Genomic DNA, 18,253 nt, shown 5'->3' on the forward strand with positions numbered 1-18,253 from the left:
GGTTGATGGACGAAGGATCCATCACCGGCGGGCGTGCCCGCTAGGGTGGCACCACGTGCGGCGACTGGCGAACGTGGAACCGACCACGGGGGAGCCGCGCGGCGCAGCAGCCGAGTGGTGCCGCCCGCCTGGGTGCCCCGGGTCCGACGCAGACTCGACCCGGAGGTTCACCGTGGCCCCTTCGCCCGCCCACCCGGCCCTCGCCCGGACCGACCCCGAGCTGGCCGCCCTCGTCGCCGCCGAGGAGCAGCTCCAGACCGACACGCTGCGGCTCATCCCCAGCGAGAACTACGTCTCCGCCGCCGTGCTCGAAGCCACCGGCACCGTGCTAACCAACAAGTACAGCGAGGGCTACCCCGGCAAGCGCTACTACGAGGGCCAGCAGAACATCGACCCCATCGAGACCCTCGCCGCGGACCGGGCCAACGCCCTCTTCGGCACCGAGCACGCCAACGTGCAGCCCTACTCCGGCTCCCCCGCGAACCTCGCCGCCTACCTCGCCTTCGCCGAGCCCGGCGACACCGTGATGGGCATGTCCCTGCCGCACGGCGGGCACCTCACCCACGGGTGGAGCGTGTCGGTGACCGGCAAGTGGTTCCGCGGTGTGCAGTACACGGTGGGGCGCGAGGACGGGCGCATCGACTTCGACGAGGTACGGGACCTGGCGCGCGCCGAGCGCCCGAAGATCATCCTGTGCGGCGGCACCGCCATCCCGCGGACCATCGACTTCGCCGCCTTCGGCGAGATCGCCCGCGAGGTCGGCGCCGTGCTCGTCGCGGACGTGGCGCACATCGCCGGGCTGATCGCCGGCGGCGCGCACCCCTCGCCCGTACCGCACGCGGACGTCGTCACGACGACCACGCACAAGACGCTGCGCGGACCGCGCGGGGCGATGATCCTGACCCGCGCGGAACACGCGCGCGCGATCGACCGCGCCGTCTTCCCCGGTCTCCAGGGCGGCCCGCACAACCACACCACCGCGGCCATCGCGGTGGCGCTGCACGAGGCGGCGCAGCCGTCGTTCCGGGAGTACGCGGCGGCCGTGGTCGCCAACGCGAAGGCGCTCGCCGCGCGGCTCGCGGAGCGGGGCTTCTCGCTGGTCTCGGGCGGCACGGACAACCACCTGATCCTCATCGACCTCACCGGCAAGGGGGTCCCGGGGAAGGTGGCGGCGAAGGCCCTGGACCGGGCGGGCCTGGTGGTCAACTACAACACCGTCCCGTACGACCCGCGCAAGCCGTTCGACCCCTCGGGCATCCGGCTCGGCACGCCGTCGCTGACGTCGCGGGGGCTGGGGACGGCGGAGATGGCGCAGGTGGCGGAGTGGATCGACCGGGGGGTGGCGGCGGCGCGGACCGGCGGCACGGAGGGGGACGTGGCGCTGAAGGGGATCCGGGGCGAGGTGGCGGAGCTGATGGGGGCCTATCCGGCGCCGGGGCTGGCGGTGGGCTGAGCACGGGACGCCGTTGGCCGGTCGGCCGGGGCCGGCCGTTGTCCGGAGCCGTGCGATCGCCGGGTGCGTGAGCCGGAGGGCTCGCGCACCCGGGTGGCGCGGGTTCCGGCGGGCCTCAGTCGTCGAGGTCCAGGAGTACGCCGCGGGAGTCGGCCCGCTCGGCCGGTGCCGTCCGGCGGCGGCGGTACAGGCGGGGTGCGGCGGTGGCCAGGAGGGCACCGGCGGCCAGGCCGGGCAGGGTCCACCACCAGTTGGTGCCGGGCCCCGTATCCGGGTCGGCGGCGGCGGTCGCCTCGCGGCGGGCCGCCCGGTCCGTGTCCGTGGCCGCCGAGCCCTGGTCCGCCCCTTCGTCGCGGCGGCAGGCTCCGGCAGGCCCCCCGCCTCCGGTGCCGCGGCCTCGGTGCCGAACTGCGGTGGCATGTACCACCCGCTCTGCGCCTCCGGCCGCTCCGCGACCCCCAGCCGGCCGAGCAGCGAACCGAGCCGCCCCGGGTGCTCCACCCGCCGCCAGGTCAGCGCGGTCGCCGCGTCCCCGCCGGTGCCCCTGCTGACCACCGCGCCGCCGCGGGCGTCCGGGTAGACGGTGTCGACGCGCCACACGTGGACGTCGTGCTGGAGCCACGTCACCGTGATCTGCCGCGCGTCCGCACCGCCGAGGCCCGCTTCGGTGAGCACCGGGCCGACCCGTTCGCCGGCGCCGCCGATGGCCTTGTCGAGCGCGGCGTAGTCGGGGTGGGTGGCGTACAGGGCGGCGGCTTCGCCGCTGCCGCCGTTGACGAGCAGGACGCTCGTCGGACCGCCCGCGGCGGCGGGCGGGGCGAGTCCCAGGGCCGCGGCGCGCACTGTGTTCTTGGTCTCATTGGCCACGATCCGCAGCAGCCACGGCCGGAACGCCGCGCCGTCCCGGAAGCCGCCGAGTGCCCGGTATGCCTTGATGAAGGCGTTCTGCACCACGTCTTCGGCCTCCGCGCCCGCGCCCAGCAGCAGCGCGAGCCGGTGCGCGGTCTCCGCATGGGCGCGCACCAGTTCCGCGTACGCCTCGGTCTCCCCGTTCCGTACACGCGCCACCAGCCGCGCCTCACCCGCACCGTCCCCGCTGATCGCCGCCCCTCCCCCCGCCGCCCACAGGACCCGCCCGCGGACCGCCGCCGGCAGCCCCCGCATCCTCCCTACACCGCCGGGCCGAAACGCGTTCCGCACCTGAGAGAATGAGCCCCATGGCAGCCCCGACCCATCGCCCCCGCGTGCTCTCCGGCATCCAGCCCACCGCCGGCTCGTTCCACCTCGGCAACTACCTCGGCGCCGTCCGCCAGTGGGTGGCCCTGCAGGAGACGCACGACGCGTTCTACATGGTGGTGGACCTGCACGCGATCACGGTCCCCCAGGACCCCAAGGAGCTGCGCGCCAGCACGCGCCTGGCCGCCGCGCAGCTCCTCGCCGCCGGTCTCGACCCCGAGCGCTGCACGCTGTTCGTGCAGAGCCAGGTGCCCGAGCACGCGCAGCTCGGCTGGGTGATGAACTGCCTCACCGGCTTCGGCGAGGCGTCCCGCATGACGCAGTTCAAGGACAAGGCCGCCAAGCAGGGCACGGCCCACACGACCGTCGGCCTCTTCACGTACCCGATCCTGCAGATCGCCGACATCCTGCTCTACCAGGCCGACGCCGTCCCGGTGGGCGAGGACCAGCGCCAGCACATCGAGCTGACCCGCGACCTCGCCGAGCGCTTCAACACCCGCTTCGGCCGGACGTTCACCGTCCCGGCGCCGTACATCCTCAAGGAGACGGCCCGGATCTACGACCTCCAGGACCCGACGGTGAAGATGAGCAAGTCCGCGTCCTCGCCCAAGGGCCTGCTCAACCTCCTCGACGAGCCGAAGTCCTCCGCGAAGAAGATCAAGAGCGCGGTGACGGACACGGCCACCGAGATCCGCTACGACCCGGAGGCCAAGCCCGGCGTCAGCAATCTCCTCACCATCTACTCGACGCTCACCGGTGCCACCGTCGCCGAACTGGAGCAGAAGTACACGGGCAAGGGCTACGGTGCGCTCAAGACCGACCTCGCCGAGGTGGTGACCGAGTGGGTGACGCCCTTCCGTTCCCGTACGCAGGAGTATCTGGACGACCCGGAGACCCTGGACTCGCTGCTGGCCAAGGGCGCGGAGAAGGCGCGTGCGGTCGCGGCGGAGACACTTGCCGAGGCATATGACAAGGTGGGCTTCCTGCCCGCCAAGCACTGAGGGCCGTGAAGGAGACGCTTGTGGGGACCGTGACGGTCGGTGTATCGATCGCCGTCCCGGAGCCGTACGGCAGCCTGCTGCAGCAGCGCCGGATCAGCTTCGGCGACACCGCGGCCCACGGCATTCCCACGCACATCACGCTGCTGCCGCCGACCGCCGCCGACGCCGGGGCGCTGCCGCACATCGAACGGCACCTGGCCCAGATCGCCGACTGCGGGGTGCCCTTCCCGATGCGGCTGAGCGGTACGGACACGTTCCGGCCGCTGACGCCGGTGGTCTTCGTGCAGGTGGTGGAGGGCGCGGCGGCCTGCTCCTGGCTGCAGAAGATGGTCCGGGACGCCTCCGGGCCGCTGGCCAGGGAGCTGCAGTTCCCGTACCACCCGCATGTGACGATCGCCCACGACATAGACGAGGCGGCGATGGACCGGGCGGCGGCGGAGCTGGCGGACTTCGAGGCCGCGTGGTCGGTGGCCGGGTTCTCGCTGTACGAGCAGGACGCGGAGGGCGTGTGGCGGCTGGAGCGGGAGTTCCGCTTCGGCGGTGACTCGGCGCTGGAGGTGCCGGCGCAGACCCGCTCGGAGCCGGCCCCGTCGCCGGGCTGAGGCGGGCTCGCGGGGTCGGGAACTTCTCGCACTACAGCACGTAACGGCTCGTACGGAACATAGGGGCCCGTACGGCACATAAAACCCCGGCACCTCCTCCCGCGGCGCCTCCTTCCGCCCAGCGTGCCGCGTCACTTTCCCCACCCTCCCCACAGATAACCTGGCGTTTCCGGGGCAGACGCCGGTTCGTACGGCCGCCGCGCACCCGGTGGCGGCTCGGGGGACGCGACGGCAGGAGCGCAGCGTGGAGTGGCTGACCAGGTTGCCCGTCGTCGGCCCGTATCTCGCCCGGTTCATGCGCACCCGCCCCTACCGGGCCTTCGAGTACGTCCAGGCCCGGCACTGGAGCCGGCTCGCCGGGGCCGTGACGTTCAGCAGCTTCGTCGCCCTCTTCCCGCTGCTCACCACCGCCGCCGCGATCTCCGCCGCCGTCCTCAGCGACAGCCGGCGCAAGCACATCGAGAACTGGCTCACCAAGCAGGTGCCGGGCATCTCCGACCGGCTCGACATGAGCAGCCTCTTCGAGAACGCCGGCACGGTGGGGCTGATCTCGCTCGCCCTGCTGATGGTCACCGGCATCAACTGGATCAGCACCCTGCGCGACGCCCTGCGCGCGGTGTGGGACCGGGCGGACACCTCCGAGAACCTGTTCCTCGGCAAGGGCAAGGACGCCCTCATCCTGTTCGGCCTCGGCGGCACGGTGCTCGTCTCGCTGACCGTCTCGATCACGGCCGCGACCGCCACCGACGCCGTGCTCGGAGGGATCGGCATCACGGAGGGCGGCTGGGGCAGCGCGGTGCTGGAGGTGGCCGCGTTCGGCGCGGCCGTGACCGCGGGGTTCCTGCTGCTTGTCTACGTCCTGACCCGGCTGCCCGGCGTCCACCCGCCGCGGCGGCGGGTGGTGGAGGCGGCGCTCGCCGGGGCGGTGGGCTTCGAGCTACTCAAGCTTCTTCTCAGCGGCTACTTCAGCGGCGTCGCCGGACGGAGCGTCTACGGCGCCTTCGGCGTTCCCGTCGCGCTCGTCATCTGGATCAACTTCATGGCCCGCCTCCTGCTCTATTGCGCCGCCTGGACGGCCACGCCCGACGAGGTCGGGGAGCGGCCAGCGGCGGTGGATGACGTAGGCGACGATCGCGAGCAGCGCGACTGAGCCGATCGTGATGGCGAGCGCCGTGCCGACGCCGCCCTCCTCCTCGCCGTCCGCGGCGGTGGGCCTGGCGCCGTCGGACGCGGACGCCCCGTCGCCGGAGCCCTGGGTGCCGCCGCCGTCCTTGCCGGTCTCCTGGCCGGTGTCCTTGCCGGCGCCGTCCTCGTTCCGCATGCCCTCGGGCGGGACCAGCTCGCCGACCGGCTGCACGGCGGGCGCCGCCCTGAAGCCCCAGTCCAGCAGCTTGCCGGCCTCCTTGTAGACGGCGTTCGACTCGTCCTCGTCGGGGTGCATGACGGTGACGAGCAGCACCCGGCCGTCGCGCTCGGCGACGCCGGTGAAGGTGGCACCCGCGTTGGTGGTGTTGCCGTTCTTGATGCCGGCGATGCCCTGGTAGACGTCCACGTCGACGTCCCCGGTCAGCAGCCGGTTGGTGTTCTGGATCTCGAAGTACTCGCGCTTCTTGCCCTTCTTCCCGCCCGGGAACTTCGCCCGGGGGGTGGCGGCGTACGCGCGGAAGTCCGGGTTCTGCATGCCGGCGCGGGCGAAGAGCGTCAGGTCGTACGCGCTGGACGTCTGCCCCTTCGCGTCGTACCCGTCGGGGCTGACCACGTTCGTGTCCTCGGCGCCCAGCTCGCGCGCCCGGTCGTTCATGGCCTGCACGGTGGCGTCGACGCCGCCGTTCATGGCCGACAGCACGTGCACGGCATCGTTGCCGGACCGCAGGAAGACCCCGAGCCACAGCTCGCGGACGGTGTAGGTGAGGTCCTCTTTTATGCCGACGAGGCTGCTGCCCGCGCCCATGTCCTCCAGCTCCTCGGCGGCGACCTTGTGCTTCTCCTCCTTGTTGAACAGGGGGAGCAGGGTGTCGGCGAAGAGCATCTTCAGCGTGCTGGCCGGGGGCAGCTTCCAGTGCGCGTTGTGCGCGGCGAGAACCGCGCCGCTCTCCGCGTCGGCGACGACCCAGGCCCTGCCGGTGAGCTTCTTCGGCAGCTCGGGGGCGCCGGTGCCGAGATCGACGTGGGTGCCGGGCTGGCCGAGGAGGGTGCCCCCGACGTTCGACATCTGGTCGGGCGGCCGCGGCTTGTCGTCCTGGGCCGCCGCGGGCGCGACGCCCCCGAGCGACAGGAGCGTGGCGGCGGCGGCGAGCGCGGCGCCGCGGATAGTCACATGAGATGTCGGCACGTCGCGAACCTACCTGGAGTCGCCGTCGATGTGGACACCGAGGTGCGCTAGTTGGCCGAGGAGCGCCCCCGGATGGGGGCGGGTGGGACACGGGAGGGGTCCCGGGCCCCGGTTCTACGCTGAATCTACGACCGTCGCCGACAGAGGAGCGGTGGGCATGGGCTGGATCAGGAACAGGCTGTTCGGCGGGCGCGCGGGCCGGGGGCGGGGCGGCGGGGACGCGGCGTTGCCGGCACCGCCCGGGGACGGCGGCACCGGCGCGCGCAGCGGCGCCGGCGGCCGTGGCGACGAGATGGTGTGCGACTGCTGCAACGCGGGCTTGGCACGCGCGGAGGCGTACTACCTCCCCACGAGGACGGTGATGATCTCCGAGGCCCACTGGGCCGACTGCTTCGCGACGAACAAGGGGGTGTGGGAGATGTTCCTTCCGGCGGACCGGCTGCCTTCCGTGTTCGGCGATTTCTTACGGCAGCACGTCTCCAGCAACACCCCGTGGGCCGTGTGCGAGCGGTGCAGCGAGTTCTTCATCTTCGACCGGGCGGCGGCACGCGCGGACGCGCTGAACGACCACATCTCCGACGGCAACGGTGCGGTGGACCCGGCGGGGTGCGTACTCTTCGCGGCCCTGGGGTGGGAACGGGTGCACGGTTCGTGGCCGGAGTCGGTGAAACGGCCGGAGGTCGCCGACGTATGCGACTTCTGCGAGAAGAAGATGTACGTGGGCGAGATGTGGGGTTTCGTCGCGAAGGACACGCTGGCGCGGTACGAGGCGAACGGGTTCACCGACCACGACCGCCCGGTCCGCGAGGTCCGTACGAAGGAGGACGGGGAGACCGGCTGGGTGGAGTGCCAGGTGTGCCTGGCCCGGAACCTCAACCGGGGCCAGCGGGCGAACTACAGCCCCGAAGGGCGGGATTGGGGCGGCCCGGCCGGGGGCCCCGTGATCTAGGCTGCGGCGATGGCACGTATCGACGGTGACGCGGGGGAGGCGGGTGACGTGGGTGCGGCCGGTGCCCGGGCCCGGGTGAACGACTACGACGCCTTCGCCGAGGCGTACGCGGCGGAGAACGAGACCAGCCTCGTCAACGCCCACTACGAGCGGCCCGCGATGCTGGACCTCGCCGGCGACGTGACCGGCCGGCGCATCCTCGACGCCGGCTGCGGCGCGGGCCCGCTGACGGCCGCGCTCCGCGACCGCGGGGCCGTCGTCACCGGTGTCGACGCGAGTACGGGCATGCTGGCGCTGGCCGCGCGGCGGCTGGGCGACGGCGCGGACCTGCACCGGGCCGACCTGCGCGAGCGCCTGCCGTTCGCCGACGGGACGTTCGACGACGTGGTCGCGTCGCTGGTCCTGCACTACCTGGAGGACTGGGGGCCGACGCTGGCGGAGCTGCGGCGCGTGCTCAGGCCCGGCGGGCGGCTGATCGCGTCCGTGGACCACCCCTTCGTCGCGTACACGCACCGGGAGCCGGCGGCCCGACTACTTCGCGACCACCAGCTACACCTTCGACTGGAGCTTCGGCGGGCAGACCGTCCCGATGAAGTTCTGGCGCAAGCCGCTGCACGCGATGACCGACGCCTTCCCCGCGGCCGGCTTCCGCACCGCCGTCCTCAGCGAGCCGCGGCCGGATCCGGCGGCGCGCGAGCTGTTCCCCGACACCTTCGACGACCTGGCGACGAAGACCTGCTTCCTCTTCTTCGTGGCCGAGGCACCACCGGCGGCTGCCGGGTCTGTTCCCACCGGCTCCGCGTGAGCGCGTACGCGACCTCACCGTTCTCCGAGCCGGCGATCTGCTCCGGCCGGCCGCCCCGTCTCCGGAAACTCCCCACCCCTCGATCGTCACCCGCCCCGCACCACCGGATGGCCCCGGGTCCCGGGGCCGCCGGCGGCGTAACAAGGGGTGGCCGGGTGGTGAACGGTTAGCATCGCGGGCACCGTAGTCGAGGTCTGGAGTGCCGTCGTGTCCGTACCGCGCCTCGGGGTCGCCGTCCTGACCATGGGCACGCGCCCCGCCGAACTCGCCGCCCTGCTGGAGTCGGTGGCCGCGCAGCGGGTGCCGGCCGCTCGGGTGGTGGTCGTCGGCAACGGATGCCGGCTGCCGGATCTCGGCGACGGCGTGACCGCCGTGGAGCTGAGCGACAACCTGGGCGTCTCGGGCGGGCGCAACGTCGCGATCAACGAGCTTCGCGCCTTCGGCGACGTGGACGTGGTCGTCGACCTGGACGACGACGGGCTGCTGGTCGACAACGAGGTCTTCGCCCGGCTCCGCGACCACTACGCCGCCGACGAACAACTGGGCGTCGTCAGCTTCCGCATCGCCGACGCCACCGGCGCCACCCAGCGGCGGCACGTACCCCGGCTGCGGTCCGGCGACCCGATGCGCGGCGGAGAGGTGACCACGTTCCTCGGCGGCGGTCACGCCCTGTCGATGCGCATGCTGGACGAGGTCGGCACCTGGCCCGGCCACTTCTTCTTCACGCACGAGGAGACGGACCTCGCCTGGCGGGCGCTGGACGCAGGCTGGAAGGTCGTCTACGACCCCGAGCTGCTGCTCCAGCATCCGAAGACCTCCCCCGCCCGGCACGCGGTCTACTACCGGATGACGGCCCGCAACCGCGTCTGGCTGGCCCGCCGGCACCTTCCGTTCCCGCTGGTCCCGGTCTATCTCGGCACCTGGCTGGCGCTGACCCTGGCGCGGGTGCGGTCGGCGGCGGGGCTGCGGGCGTGGTTCGGCGGGTTCACCGAAGGGATGCGGACAGACTGCGGCGGGCGGCGGCCCATGCGGTGGCGCACGGTGTGGCGCATGTCCAGGCTGGGACGGCCGCCGATCGTCTAGCTCGCCGGGGGTGCGCGGGCCCGCGGGTCGGGGGCTCAGAGTGCCCCGGGCGTGGGTTCGCGGGGCGGGGTGCGAGGCTTGTCGCATGTACCTCTCACGCCGCAGCTCCTGGTTTCTGCTCGCCTTCGGCGGGTGGTCCTGGTTCATCTGGATCACGTTCGTCCGGAATCTGTGGAAGGACTCCAGCGGGCTGGCGTTCGAGGACGGCGACCCCACGGGGTACTTCTGGGTGCACCTCACGCTGGCCGTGACGTCCTTCGTGCTGGGGACGACGATCGGGTGGCTGGGCCTGCGCGGCGTACGGGCGGCGCGGCGGGCCGAGCGGGGTCCGGCGGACGGCGGGCCGGGCGGCGGGGCGGACGGCGGGGCGGGCGGGGCGGACGGCGCGGGCGGCTCGGACGGTGCCGGCGGCGCCGGCGGGGATGTGCGCGAGGCGGCGGCCGGGGCCGGGAGGTAGGGCCGTGGTCTTCGTGCCGATTGCGATCGGGATGCTGCTGCTCGTCGCCGGGGCGCACTGGTACGTGTGGCGGCGGCTGGTCCGGGACACCATGCGGCGCGGCGGCTGGCCGCGGCGGCTGGCGACGCCCGCCGTGGTGCTGCTGCCGCTGATGGCGTTCGCCGCGGTGGCCTCGGAGCGGGCCGGGGCGCCGATGCCGGTGCAGCAGGCGCTGGGGTGGCCGGGGCTGATGTGGCTGGCGTTGCTGCTGTATCTGCTGCTGGGGCTGGCGGTGGGCGAGCTGGTACGGCCGGTGCTGCTGCGGGTGCTGGAGCGGCGGGCGCGGCGGGCCGGCGGTGGTACGGGGGCCGCGGCGCCAATGGCCGAGGCGGAGCGCGAGGCGGCCGTCGCCGCCCTGGCGCAGCAGGTCGCGACGGCGGAGGCGGCGGACGAGGCGGCCGCGGCGGCCGGTGGCGGCAAAGGTGCCAGTAGCGGCGGTACGGGGACGAAGGCGCCGCTGCGGCTCGGGCCGGCCACCGAGGCCGGGGACGAGGGCGGCGCGGCCGACGGCGGCGACTCCGCGGCCGCGCCGGTGGGCGGGGACGTGTCGCGGCGGCTCTTCGTCGCCCGTACCGTCGCGATCGGCGCCACCGCCGTCGCCGCCGGGACCGTCGCGTACGGGGCGTACGGCGTGCTCGGCCGCGCGCCCAGGGTCAAGAACGTCACCGTCCCCCTCACCAAGCTGCCCGCGTCCGCCCACGGCTACCGCATCGCCGTCGTCAGCGACATCCACCTCGGTCCCGTCCTCGGCCGCGGGCACACCCAGCGGATCGTCGACACGATCAACGCCCGGCGCCCCGACCTCGTGGCCATCGTCGGCGACCTCGTCGACGGCTCCGTCGACCACCTCGGAACGGCCGCGGAGCCGCTGGGGCAGTTGGACGCGCGGGACGGCTCGTACTTCGTCACCGGCAACCACGAGTACTTCACCGGCGCCGACGGCGCCGGTGAGTGGCTCGACCACCTCCGCGAACTCGGCCTGCACCCGCTGGAGAACGCCCGTACGGAACTGGCCGGCTTCGACCTCGCCGGCGTCAACGACGTCTCCGGCGAGGACGTCGGCCAGGCCCCGGACTTCGCGCGCGCCCTCGGCGACCGCGACACCTCCCGCGCCTCTGTGCTGCTCGCGCACCAGCCGGTCGTGATCCACGACGCGGTGGACCACGGCGTGGACCTGCAGTTGTCGGGGCACACGCACGGCGGGCAGATGTGGCCGGTGACGTACATCGCGGAGGCGGCGAACCCGACGCTGGCGGGGCTGGAGCGGTACGGGGACACGCAGTTGTACGTCACGCGCGGCGCGGGGGCGTGGGGGCCGCCGGTGCGGGTGGGGGCGCCGTCGGACATCACGATGGTGCGGCTGGCGTCGCCGGGGGCGTGAGGGGCGCTCGTACGCGTACGTCCCGCGCCCGCCCGCGCGCGGGACGGGTCCGTACCCCTACGTCTCCGCCTCCAGCACCCGGCACAGCGCTCCCAGCGCCGCCGGGTACAGGTGGTCAGGCGGCGTCCCGTACCCCACCACCAGCGCCTCCCCCTGCACCCCCGGCGCCTCCCCCGCCGGGGCCGGCGCCGTGAAGTCGCCGCCCTCCTCCCACGCCGCGTTGCCGTACGCGTACGCCCCCAGCCGGGCCACCGCGAGCCCCTCATCCGCCGCCCGCGCCAGCACCCGCCGCTCGGTGCCAGGCGGGAGGCGTACGACGGCGTGCAGGCCCGCCGCGATCCCGGTGACGGTCACCCGGGGCGCCCGCCGGGCGAGTTCGGCGACGAGACGGTCGCGGCGGCGGCGGTAGCGCTGGCGGGCGGCGCGTACGTGGCGGTCGTAGCCGCCGGAGTCCAGGAACTCGGCGAGGGTGAGCTGATCGACCACCCCCGGCGGCGTACGGCTCAGCGACTGCACCGCGTGCACCCCGCGCAACAGCCGCTCCGGCAGCACCATCCAGCCCAGCCGCAGCGCGGGCGAGAGGCTCTTGCTGGCGGTACCCAGGTGCGCGACGTGCTCCGGGTCGAGGGACTGGAGCGCCCCCACCGGCTGCCGGTCGTAGCGGAACTCGCCGTCGTAGTCGTCGTCGAGCACCACCCCGCCCGTCGCCCGCGCCCAGTCGACGGCCGCCGCGCGCCGTTCGGGGGCGAGGGGGACGCCGGTGGGGAACTGGTGCGCCGGGGTGAGGAGGACGGCGCCGGCGCCGGTCGCGGGCAGGGCGGCGGTGGCGATGCCCTCGGCGTCGTACGGCAGCGGCACCGTCCGCAGCCCGGCATCGGTGAGGAGACGGCGGTGCAGCCCGAGCCCGTACGGCTCGACGGCGACCCGGCGGGCGCCCTCGGCCCGTAGTACCTCGGCCAGCAGCCGCAGCCCGCCGGTGAACCCGGCGCAGACCACGATCCGCTCCGGCTCCGCGTACACCCCGCGCGCCCGCGCCAGATACCCGGCGAGCGCCCGCCGCAGCTCCACCCGCCCGCCGGGGCCCTGGTGCCCGAAGGCCGCCGAGGGCGCCGCGGTGAGCGCCCGCCGCGCGGCGGCGGCCCAGGCGGCGCGGGGGAAGCGGGCGGCGTCGGGGGCGCCGGGGAGGAGGTTGTAGGCGGCCTGCCGGTCGAGGAGGTGGCGCGGCGGCTCGTGCGCGGGGGCGTGCGCCTGGGGCGTGGTGCGGCGGGGCTCGCTGCGGGCGGCGACGCGGGTGCCGGAGCCCTGCCGGGCGGTCAGCCAGCCCTCGGCGACGAGTTCGGCGTACGCGTCGGCCACCGTGTTGCGCGCCACGCCCAGGTCGGCGGCCAGCGCCCGGGACGAGGGCAGCCGGGTGCCGGGGGCGAGCCGCCCGGTGCGTACCGCGTCGCGCAGTGACCCGGTGAGCGCGGCACCGGCGCCGCGGGTGCCGGCGCGTACGTCGACGTGCAGGTCGAGGGAGCGGTGGAAGTCGCGCAGCTCCGCTGAAGTGGCCCAGGAATCCGCCATGGAAATGGACCATACATCTGGGATATGAAGATCTAGCGTGGGAGGCATGACTCAGCGTCTCGACCTCTTCGCACTCGCCCCCGACGTCCACCGCGCCCTGGTCAGGGTGGAGCAAGCGGCCAAGAAGGGCCTCGATCCGGTCGTCTACGAACTGGTGAAGCTCCGCGCCTCCCAGATCAACCACTGCGCGTACTGCATCGACATGCACTGGAAGGACGCGCGCGCGGCCGGCGAGACGGAGCAGCGGCTGTACCTGCTGAACGCCTGGGAGGAGGTGCCGCACCTGTACACGGAGAAGGAGCGGGCGGCACTGGCGCTGGCGGATGCGGTGACGGTGCTGACGGACGGGTTCGTACCGGACGAGGTGTACGAGCGGGCGGCGAAGCACTTCGGGGAGCAGGAACTGGCGCGGCTGATCGGGGTGCTGACGGTGATCAACGCGTGGAACCGGTGGTGCGTGACGAGCAGAGCGAAGGCGGGGGACTACACGCCGGGTCAGTACGAGCAGGGGGCGTGAGGGACGTGGCGGGAGGAGTCGAGGAGTTCCGGGCGCTGCACCACGGCAGGGAGGCGAGGGACCCGCTGGTGCTGCCGGGCCCGTGGGACGCGGCGAGCGCCCGCGTGTTCGCGGACGCGGGCTTCGCGGCGCTGGCAACGCCGAGCGCGGGCATCGCGAGGGCCCTGGGCTACGGAGACGGGGAGGCGACGCCCGTGGCGGAGATGTTCGCGGCGATCACGCGGATCACGCGCGCGGTGGACGTACCGGTGACGGCGGACGTGGAGGCGGGCTACGGCCTGCGGCCGCGGGAACTGGTCGAACGGCTGCTGGCGGCGGGGGCGGTGGGCTGCAACCTGGAGGACACGGTGCACCCGGGCAAGACCCTGCGGGAGGCGGCGGAACAGGCGGAGTTCCTGGCGGAGGTCAGGGCGGAGGCGGGGGACGGGCTGTTCATCAACGCCCGGGTGGACACGTTCGTGCGGGGGGTGGAGGACCCGGGAGCGGCGGTGGAACGGGGCAGGCTGTACGCGGCGGCGGGGGCGGACGGGGTGTACCCGATCGGGGCGCCGCCGAGGCACCTGGCCCTGCTGGCGCAGGAGACGGGCTTGCCGGTGAACGCCCTGGCGGCGGGCCCGGGTTCTGGTCAGGGTCCGGGGCCTGCGGAGCTGGGGAGGCTGGGGGCGAGCAGGATCACGTTCGGGGGCGGGTTGCTGGAGAGGACGCTGAGGGGGGTGGAGGAACTGGCGAGGGAGTTGGGGAGGGGGTAGGGCGGGGAAGGGAAGCGGGCCGGGCGACGGGGAACCGGGAGTCGGCGCAACGCAACCACGCACGCCGAGGGACGACGGGGTTACCCGGACGGAGGGGGGCCTGCCCCCGGGGGAAGGAAACCGGCCCCGGGGGAGCGCGCGCCGGCCAACCCCGACGAGAAGGACGCCCGGACGACGGGGAGGGCAGCGGGGTACGCGGCGGCCCGGCGGACGGCGGCTGCCGGCTCCGCTACGGGGGTACGGAGCCGGGGTGGACGAGGTCGCGTACGAGGAGGCCGGACGTGGGTTGTGAGCACTGGGCCCACCTCGACCGCAGGCCGGCGCCGCAGAACAACGCGGGCCCGACAGCACCGGCGATGGCCCGGGACAACCGGCGCTAGCGCCCTCGCCCCCACCCCGAACCGAGCCAGAGGACCGGCCCAGCCACCAGGCCGGAGAAAACCGACCGTAACTCGCGGTAACACCCCGGAATCCGACCGAAATCGACTCCCGGGCCCGGCCTTTCGCCCACCTACGCGCACGCACGGGACCAGGGCCCCGAACCCGCAGCCTGAGAGCCCCCGAGGGCACGTCAACGGGCCGAACTCGCGGTAACCCACGTCGAATACCATCCCAAATCACCCAAGGGGCCAGACTTTCGCCCACCCGCGCGCACCCACCGGCCCCCAGGCGGTCCGACGACACCCCAGGCGACTCCGAACATCCGCAACCGAGACAAACTCACGGCAACACCTTCAACCAACCAGGACAAATCACCCCCACGGGCCGACTTTCGCCCACCCACGCGCACGGTGACGACGTCGACCGGACAGACCCCAGAGCCGTGGGCCCGCCCCGTCCGCCGGGGCACATCCGCAACGGAGCGCAGCCATCGCCGGCTTCCGCCCCGGTCCGGCGGGGGCATCGGGGATGGGGGCGGCCCGGCTCCGTGGGTCCGCCGCCGTCCGGCGGGGACCTCGGCGATCGGGGAAGACCCGGCGTCCGGCGGCCCGGCCCGGTCCGGCGGGGGCATCGGCGATCGGGCCCGGCCGCCTCCGTCTTCCCACGTCGGCCGGGACCTCGGCGAGCGGGGAGGGCCCGGCGCCCGGCAGTCCGGCACCCCGTCCGCGGGGCTCCGCCTTCGTAGCGCAGTGTTAGGGTGCCCGCTCCCTCCGGGCCACCCATAGCCGCCGGTCTTTCGGGCCGGAGTCCGGTGTCAGGGGTGGGGCGAAGCCCCATCGCGAAGCGACGCTCCTCGCAGCGAAGCGGAGAGGAGCGCCCTTGACACCGGACGCAGGCCCGCACACTCAACAGCGGGGTGGCCCGGGGGGAGCCTTTACGACACGGCCACTCCCCTCGCCGCCACCCCCGGAACCGGCCCACCCCACGCACCACCGCCAACCCGGCACCGTACCCCCGCATCCGGTCCCACCCCCACGACGTACCAGCTCAACGCCCCGCTACCCCCGCGCTGTCAGAGCAGGCGCATACCCTTGGGCGGGCGTGAGGGGATGTACGAGAGGGAACGCAACAGACCCGGCGCATACCTTGGGCGAGCGTGAGGGGATGCACGGGCGTGAACGGAAGTAGCAGACCCGGCGCATACCTTGGGCGGGTGTGAGGGGATGCACGGGCGTGAACGGAAGTAGCAGACCCGGCGCATACCTCGGGCGGGCGTGACGGGACGTACGGGAGCGAACGCACCAGACCCGGCGCACACCTTGGACGGGCGCAAGGGAAGACGCGGGTGGCTGTCGACACAGCGGAAGAGGCCCGAGGCGCCGGGAAACCGCCCCCGGCTCAAGCCCCGCCCGCTACCCCGCAATCCGCCCCCGTGCAGAACGATGCCGTCATCTCGTCCACGACCTCCCGCTGCTGCGGCCAGGCCGTCTCCGGGCCCGAGGTCAGCAGCGCGTACATCTTTCCGTCCTCAGCCTCAAGGTCGTGCAGCAAGACCCGCCGCGGGCCCAGTTCCTCGTCGATGTACGAGTAGTCGTACTCCGCGGCGTGACCCAGATCCGCCAGCTCGTTGAGCCGGTAGCCTTCCGCGTTCTCCTTCGTGCCCTCGATGATCTGCACCGCCTCATACGGGCTGACCTGCTCGGTCACCTCGTAGACCTGGATGAACGCGCCCCCCGCGAACGGCTCTTCATAGAACACGGACACCCCGTCGACACGCCGCTCCCAATCCTCCGGTACGGCCAGCGAGTACTCGTTCTCCCTCGCAAGCGCATAGCCCGGCGGTACGACAGACTCCGAAGGCGACGACGACGGCGACGGCGGCTCGGACGACGGAGCAGGGTCCTCCTTCGGGGACTTGGGGTCCGCCGCGGCGCTGCGCTGCGGTTCTGCCGCCTGCTCGCCGTCGTCGTCCCCGCCGAGCAGCAGCCAGCCGCCGGCGATGAGCCCGCTGGCCACGATCACCACGAGGCCCACCACCGCCGCGATGACCCCGCCGCGTCGCCGCGGGCGCCCGGGCTCGATGCCGAGTTCGTAGCCGGGGTACGGGGTGTAGCCACCGGCGTAGGGGTCGTACGCGGCGTCCTGCCCGTACCCGTACGCCTGCTCTTGCTCCTGCCCGTGCACCGCCGGGTACCCCGGCTCCGGCGGCGGAGTCGCAGCCTGCGTCGGCACGTCCGGCGGCGGCGGCGGGAGTACTCCGGGGGCCGGTTCCGGGCCCCAGCCCGGTGCCGTGGGGGGCGGCGGGTGGGCGGACTGCGTCGGCAACTCCGGAGGCGGGGGCGGGGCCTGCACCTCGGGGCCGCTCGGCGCGCCCCAGTCGGGAGCCGTGGCCGGTGGCGGTGGGATGGGGCCGGGGGCTTCGGACCAGTCGGGCGCAGTCGGCGGCGGTGCCGAACTGCCGGCCCCCGCCCACCAGTCGGGCACCCTCAACGCCGGCGGCTCAGCCCTCGAACCGGTGGCCCCTTCCGGCACCCTCAACGCGGGCAGTTCAGCCCCTGCGCCCGCCGGCTCCGCCTCAGCATCCCGCGGCTCCGCCTCGGAGTCCTGTGACTCCCCCGGCAGCTCCGCGCCCGACGCAACCGGCGGCTTGGCATCCGAAACCGCCTCCGCACCGGCATCCGCCGACCCATCCGGCACATCCGGCACATCCGCAGGCGCCACCGTCGGCCGCGGCGGTACGTCGTCCTTCCCGCCCGCCGCCCAGTCCGGCCCCGCCGACGACGCGTCCGCAGCCCGGTCCTCCCACCACTCCCGCTCCGCTGCCGACGACGACGGCGACGGCGCCTCATCCGCAACAGAGTTCGTCGCTTCGTCGTCCCCGTCTTCCACCGGCCGGCCGGGAACCCTGTCCTCGGGCGCCGTGTCCTCGGGCACCCCGTCCTCCGGGACCTGATCCTGCGGTGGCGACGAGGCTGACACGTCGTCGGACTCCACGGCCGGAGTCTCCTCCCCCGCGTCCTCTCCGGATGTCGTCCCGTCGCCTACGGCCGGTGCATCCGGCTCCTCGTCACCCACGGGCGCCTCAGAGCCCCCCGTCGGCGCCTCCGCCGGCCGCGGCGGGATCGTCGGTGGTGGGGGGACCTCCGGTCCCTGCCGCCCCTGCTGTTCGTCCTCGTCCCCGTACGACCCGCCGCTGCTCATGTCAGTCTCCTGTCCCCCAGGTCTCCGAGAGCCCCGCACGGGCAACACAGCACGCCCCGCCCGGACTCGCCCCCGGCACCGCGCCCTCCGCCGGCACACCGAACCGTACCGAGGACTCGGCCCCTCGCGCCCCCGCCGCCCGACAACGCACCCGTCCGGATACGGCCCCCGCCCCCGATCCGGCTCCCCTCCACACGCCGACACCCCGCCCAGGCCGGCAAGCCCGGGCGGGGTGCCTTCAGACGCGCTACGGGCGGTAGACCTGACGCCCCTTGTACTGCCCGCAGTTCGGGCACGCGGTGTGCAGCGGCTTGGGCTCGCCGCACGCCGCGTTCGGGCACGTCATCAGCGCGGGCACGGAGACCCGGCCGCGCCACTGCGCGCGGTGGTGGCGGACCCGGGCCCGCGACTTCTTCCTGAACATCGAGCTGGACACGCTGGTTTCCTTCCTCCGGTGGACGTTCGCTGGGGTGCGGCGAACGCGGGCGGGGGATCCCGCCC

General features: G+C 73.9%; 13 protein-coding genes, 4 pseudogenes and 1 riboswitch. Of the genes and pseudogenes, 11 read left to right on the forward strand and 6 right to left on the reverse strand.

Features of this window, described 5'->3' with window-relative positions; genetic code table 11:
* Positions 1–50: 50 nt before the first annotated feature.
* A riboswitch (ZMP/ZTP riboswitch) is annotated at positions 51–141 on the forward strand.
* Positions 142–172: 31 nt separating this feature from the next.
* Positions 173–1,453 (forward strand): serine hydroxymethyltransferase, encoded by a 1,281-nt coding sequence (glyA, locus tag CXR04_RS12885; protein ID WP_101422088.1) that lies wholly within the window; start codon positions 173–175, stop codon positions 1,451–1,453.
* A gap of 115 nt (positions 1,454–1,568) precedes the next feature.
* On the opposite strand, the gene CXR04_RS12890 is transcribed toward glyA, so the two are convergent.
* Both CXR04_RS12890 and CXR04_RS36890 read right to left on the reverse strand, forming a co-directional pair.
* The gene (locus CXR04_RS12890; protein ID WP_101422090.1) at positions 1,569–1,880 is read right to left on the reverse strand and encodes a hypothetical protein; all 312 of its coding nucleotides are present in this window, start codon (positions 1,878–1,880) and stop codon (positions 1,569–1,571) included.
* A 464-nt stretch (positions 1,881–2,344) separates the two neighbouring features.
* Positions 2,345–2,617: pseudogene (locus tag CXR04_RS36890) on the reverse strand (sigma factor); the annotation flags it as partial.
* A gap of 53 nt (positions 2,618–2,670) precedes the next feature.
* On the opposite strand from CXR04_RS36890, the gene trpS reads away from it, so the two are divergent.
* The 3 genes and pseudogenes from trpS to CXR04_RS35810 form a co-directional block, all read left to right on the forward strand.
* Complete coding sequence (gene trpS / locus CXR04_RS12900; protein ID WP_101422092.1) at positions 2,671–3,690, forward strand: tryptophan--tRNA ligase; 1,020 nt, start codon at positions 2,671–2,673, stop codon at positions 3,688–3,690.
* Between the two features lie 20 nt (positions 3,691–3,710).
* Entirely contained in the window at positions 3,711–4,292 is a 582-nt protein-coding gene (locus tag CXR04_RS12905; RefSeq protein WP_101422094.1) for a 2'-5' RNA ligase family protein, read from the forward strand.
* A 295-nt stretch (positions 4,293–4,587) separates the two neighbouring features.
* Positions 4,588–5,313, forward strand: a pseudogene (locus CXR04_RS35810) (YihY/virulence factor BrkB family protein); the annotation flags it as partial.
* On the opposite strand, the gene CXR04_RS12915 reads toward CXR04_RS35810, so the two are convergent.
* Positions 5,230–6,609 carry a D-alanyl-D-alanine carboxypeptidase family protein gene (locus CXR04_RS12915; RefSeq protein ID WP_101422098.1) on the reverse strand — a complete coding sequence of 460 codons (1,380 nt, stop codon included), beginning with the start codon at positions 6,607–6,609 and terminating at the stop codon, positions 5,230–5,232. The pseudogene CXR04_RS35810 and the gene CXR04_RS12915 sit on opposite strands and share 84 nt — an antisense overlap.
* Before the next feature lie 172 nt (positions 6,610–6,781).
* Here CXR04_RS12915 and CXR04_RS12920 point away from each other — a divergent pair, with 172 nt between their 5' ends.
* The 5 genes and pseudogenes from CXR04_RS12920 (at position 6,782) to CXR04_RS12945 (ending at position 11,338) form a co-directional block, all read left to right on the forward strand.
* Positions 6,782–7,573, forward strand: coding sequence for a hypothetical protein (locus tag CXR04_RS12920; protein ID WP_101422100.1), 792 nt, complete (start codon positions 6,782–6,784; stop codon positions 7,571–7,573).
* A gap of 9 nt (positions 7,574–7,582) precedes the next feature.
* Positions 7,583–8,378: pseudogene (locus CXR04_RS12925) on the forward strand (methyltransferase domain-containing protein).
* 207 nt (positions 8,379–8,585) lie between these two features.
* Positions 8,586–9,461, forward strand: coding sequence for a glycosyltransferase family 2 protein (locus CXR04_RS12930; RefSeq protein ID WP_101422102.1), 876 nt, complete (start codon positions 8,586–8,588; stop codon positions 9,459–9,461).
* Positions 9,462–9,546: 85 nt separating this feature from the next.
* Positions 9,547–9,774: pseudogene (locus tag CXR04_RS36895) on the forward strand (SCO4848 family membrane protein); the annotation flags it as partial.
* Positions 9,775–9,922: 148 nt separating this feature from the next.
* Complete coding sequence (locus CXR04_RS12945; protein ID WP_101422104.1) at positions 9,923–11,338, forward strand: metallophosphoesterase; 1,416 nt, start codon at positions 9,923–9,925, stop codon at positions 11,336–11,338.
* Between the two features lie 57 nt (positions 11,339–11,395).
* Here the strand turns inward: CXR04_RS12945 and pdxR are convergent, their stop codons facing one another.
* Complete coding sequence (pdxR, locus tag CXR04_RS12950; RefSeq protein ID WP_101422105.1) at positions 11,396–12,904, reverse strand: MocR-like pyridoxine biosynthesis transcription factor PdxR; 1,509 nt, start codon at positions 12,902–12,904, stop codon at positions 11,396–11,398.
* A gap of 46 nt (positions 12,905–12,950) precedes the next feature.
* Between pdxR and CXR04_RS12955 the strand changes: the two genes are divergently transcribed.
* Positions 12,951–13,421, forward strand: coding sequence for a carboxymuconolactone decarboxylase family protein (locus CXR04_RS12955; protein ID WP_101422107.1), 471 nt, complete (start codon positions 12,951–12,953; stop codon positions 13,419–13,421).
* 5 nt (positions 13,422–13,426) lie between these two features.
* Positions 13,427–14,170: an isocitrate lyase/PEP mutase family protein gene (locus CXR04_RS12960; protein WP_101426338.1), complete on the forward strand. Its 744-nt coding sequence runs from the start codon at positions 13,427–13,429 to the stop codon at positions 14,168–14,170.
* Between the two features lie 1,779 nt (positions 14,171–15,949).
* Here CXR04_RS12960 and CXR04_RS35815 read toward each other — a convergent pair.
* Positions 15,950–16,735: a PsbP-related protein gene (locus CXR04_RS35815; protein WP_234380856.1), complete on the reverse strand. Its 786-nt coding sequence runs from the start codon at positions 16,733–16,735 to the stop codon at positions 15,950–15,952.
* Between the two features lie 1,264 nt (positions 16,736–17,999).
* Entirely contained in the window at positions 18,000–18,188 is a 189-nt protein-coding gene (gene rpmF / locus CXR04_RS12970; RefSeq protein ID WP_442802374.1) for a 50S ribosomal protein L32, read from the reverse strand.
* Positions 18,189–18,253: the final 65 nt, after the last annotated feature.

This window comes from Streptomyces sp. CMB-StM0423 (genome assembly GCF_002847285.1).
Classification (GTDB): domain Bacteria; phylum Actinomycetota; class Actinomycetes; order Streptomycetales; family Streptomycetaceae; genus Streptomyces.

Bases quoted from the DNA above. Each gene is read 5' to 3' on its own strand.
- trpS (WP_101422092.1), top strand. From the start codon at position 2,671: ATGGCAGCCCCGACCCATCGCCCCCGCGTGCTCTCCGGCATCCAGCCC.
- CXR04_RS12920 (WP_101422100.1), top strand. From the start codon at position 6,782: ATGGGCTGGATCAGGAACAGGCTGTTCGGCGGGCGCGCGGGCCGGGGG.
- pdxR (WP_101422105.1), bottom strand. From the start codon at position 12,904: ATGGCGGATTCCTGGGCCACTTCAGCGGAGCTGCGCGACTTCCACCGC.
- CXR04_RS12955 (WP_101422107.1), top strand. From the start codon at position 12,951: ATGACTCAGCGTCTCGACCTCTTCGCACTCGCCCCCGACGTCCACCGC.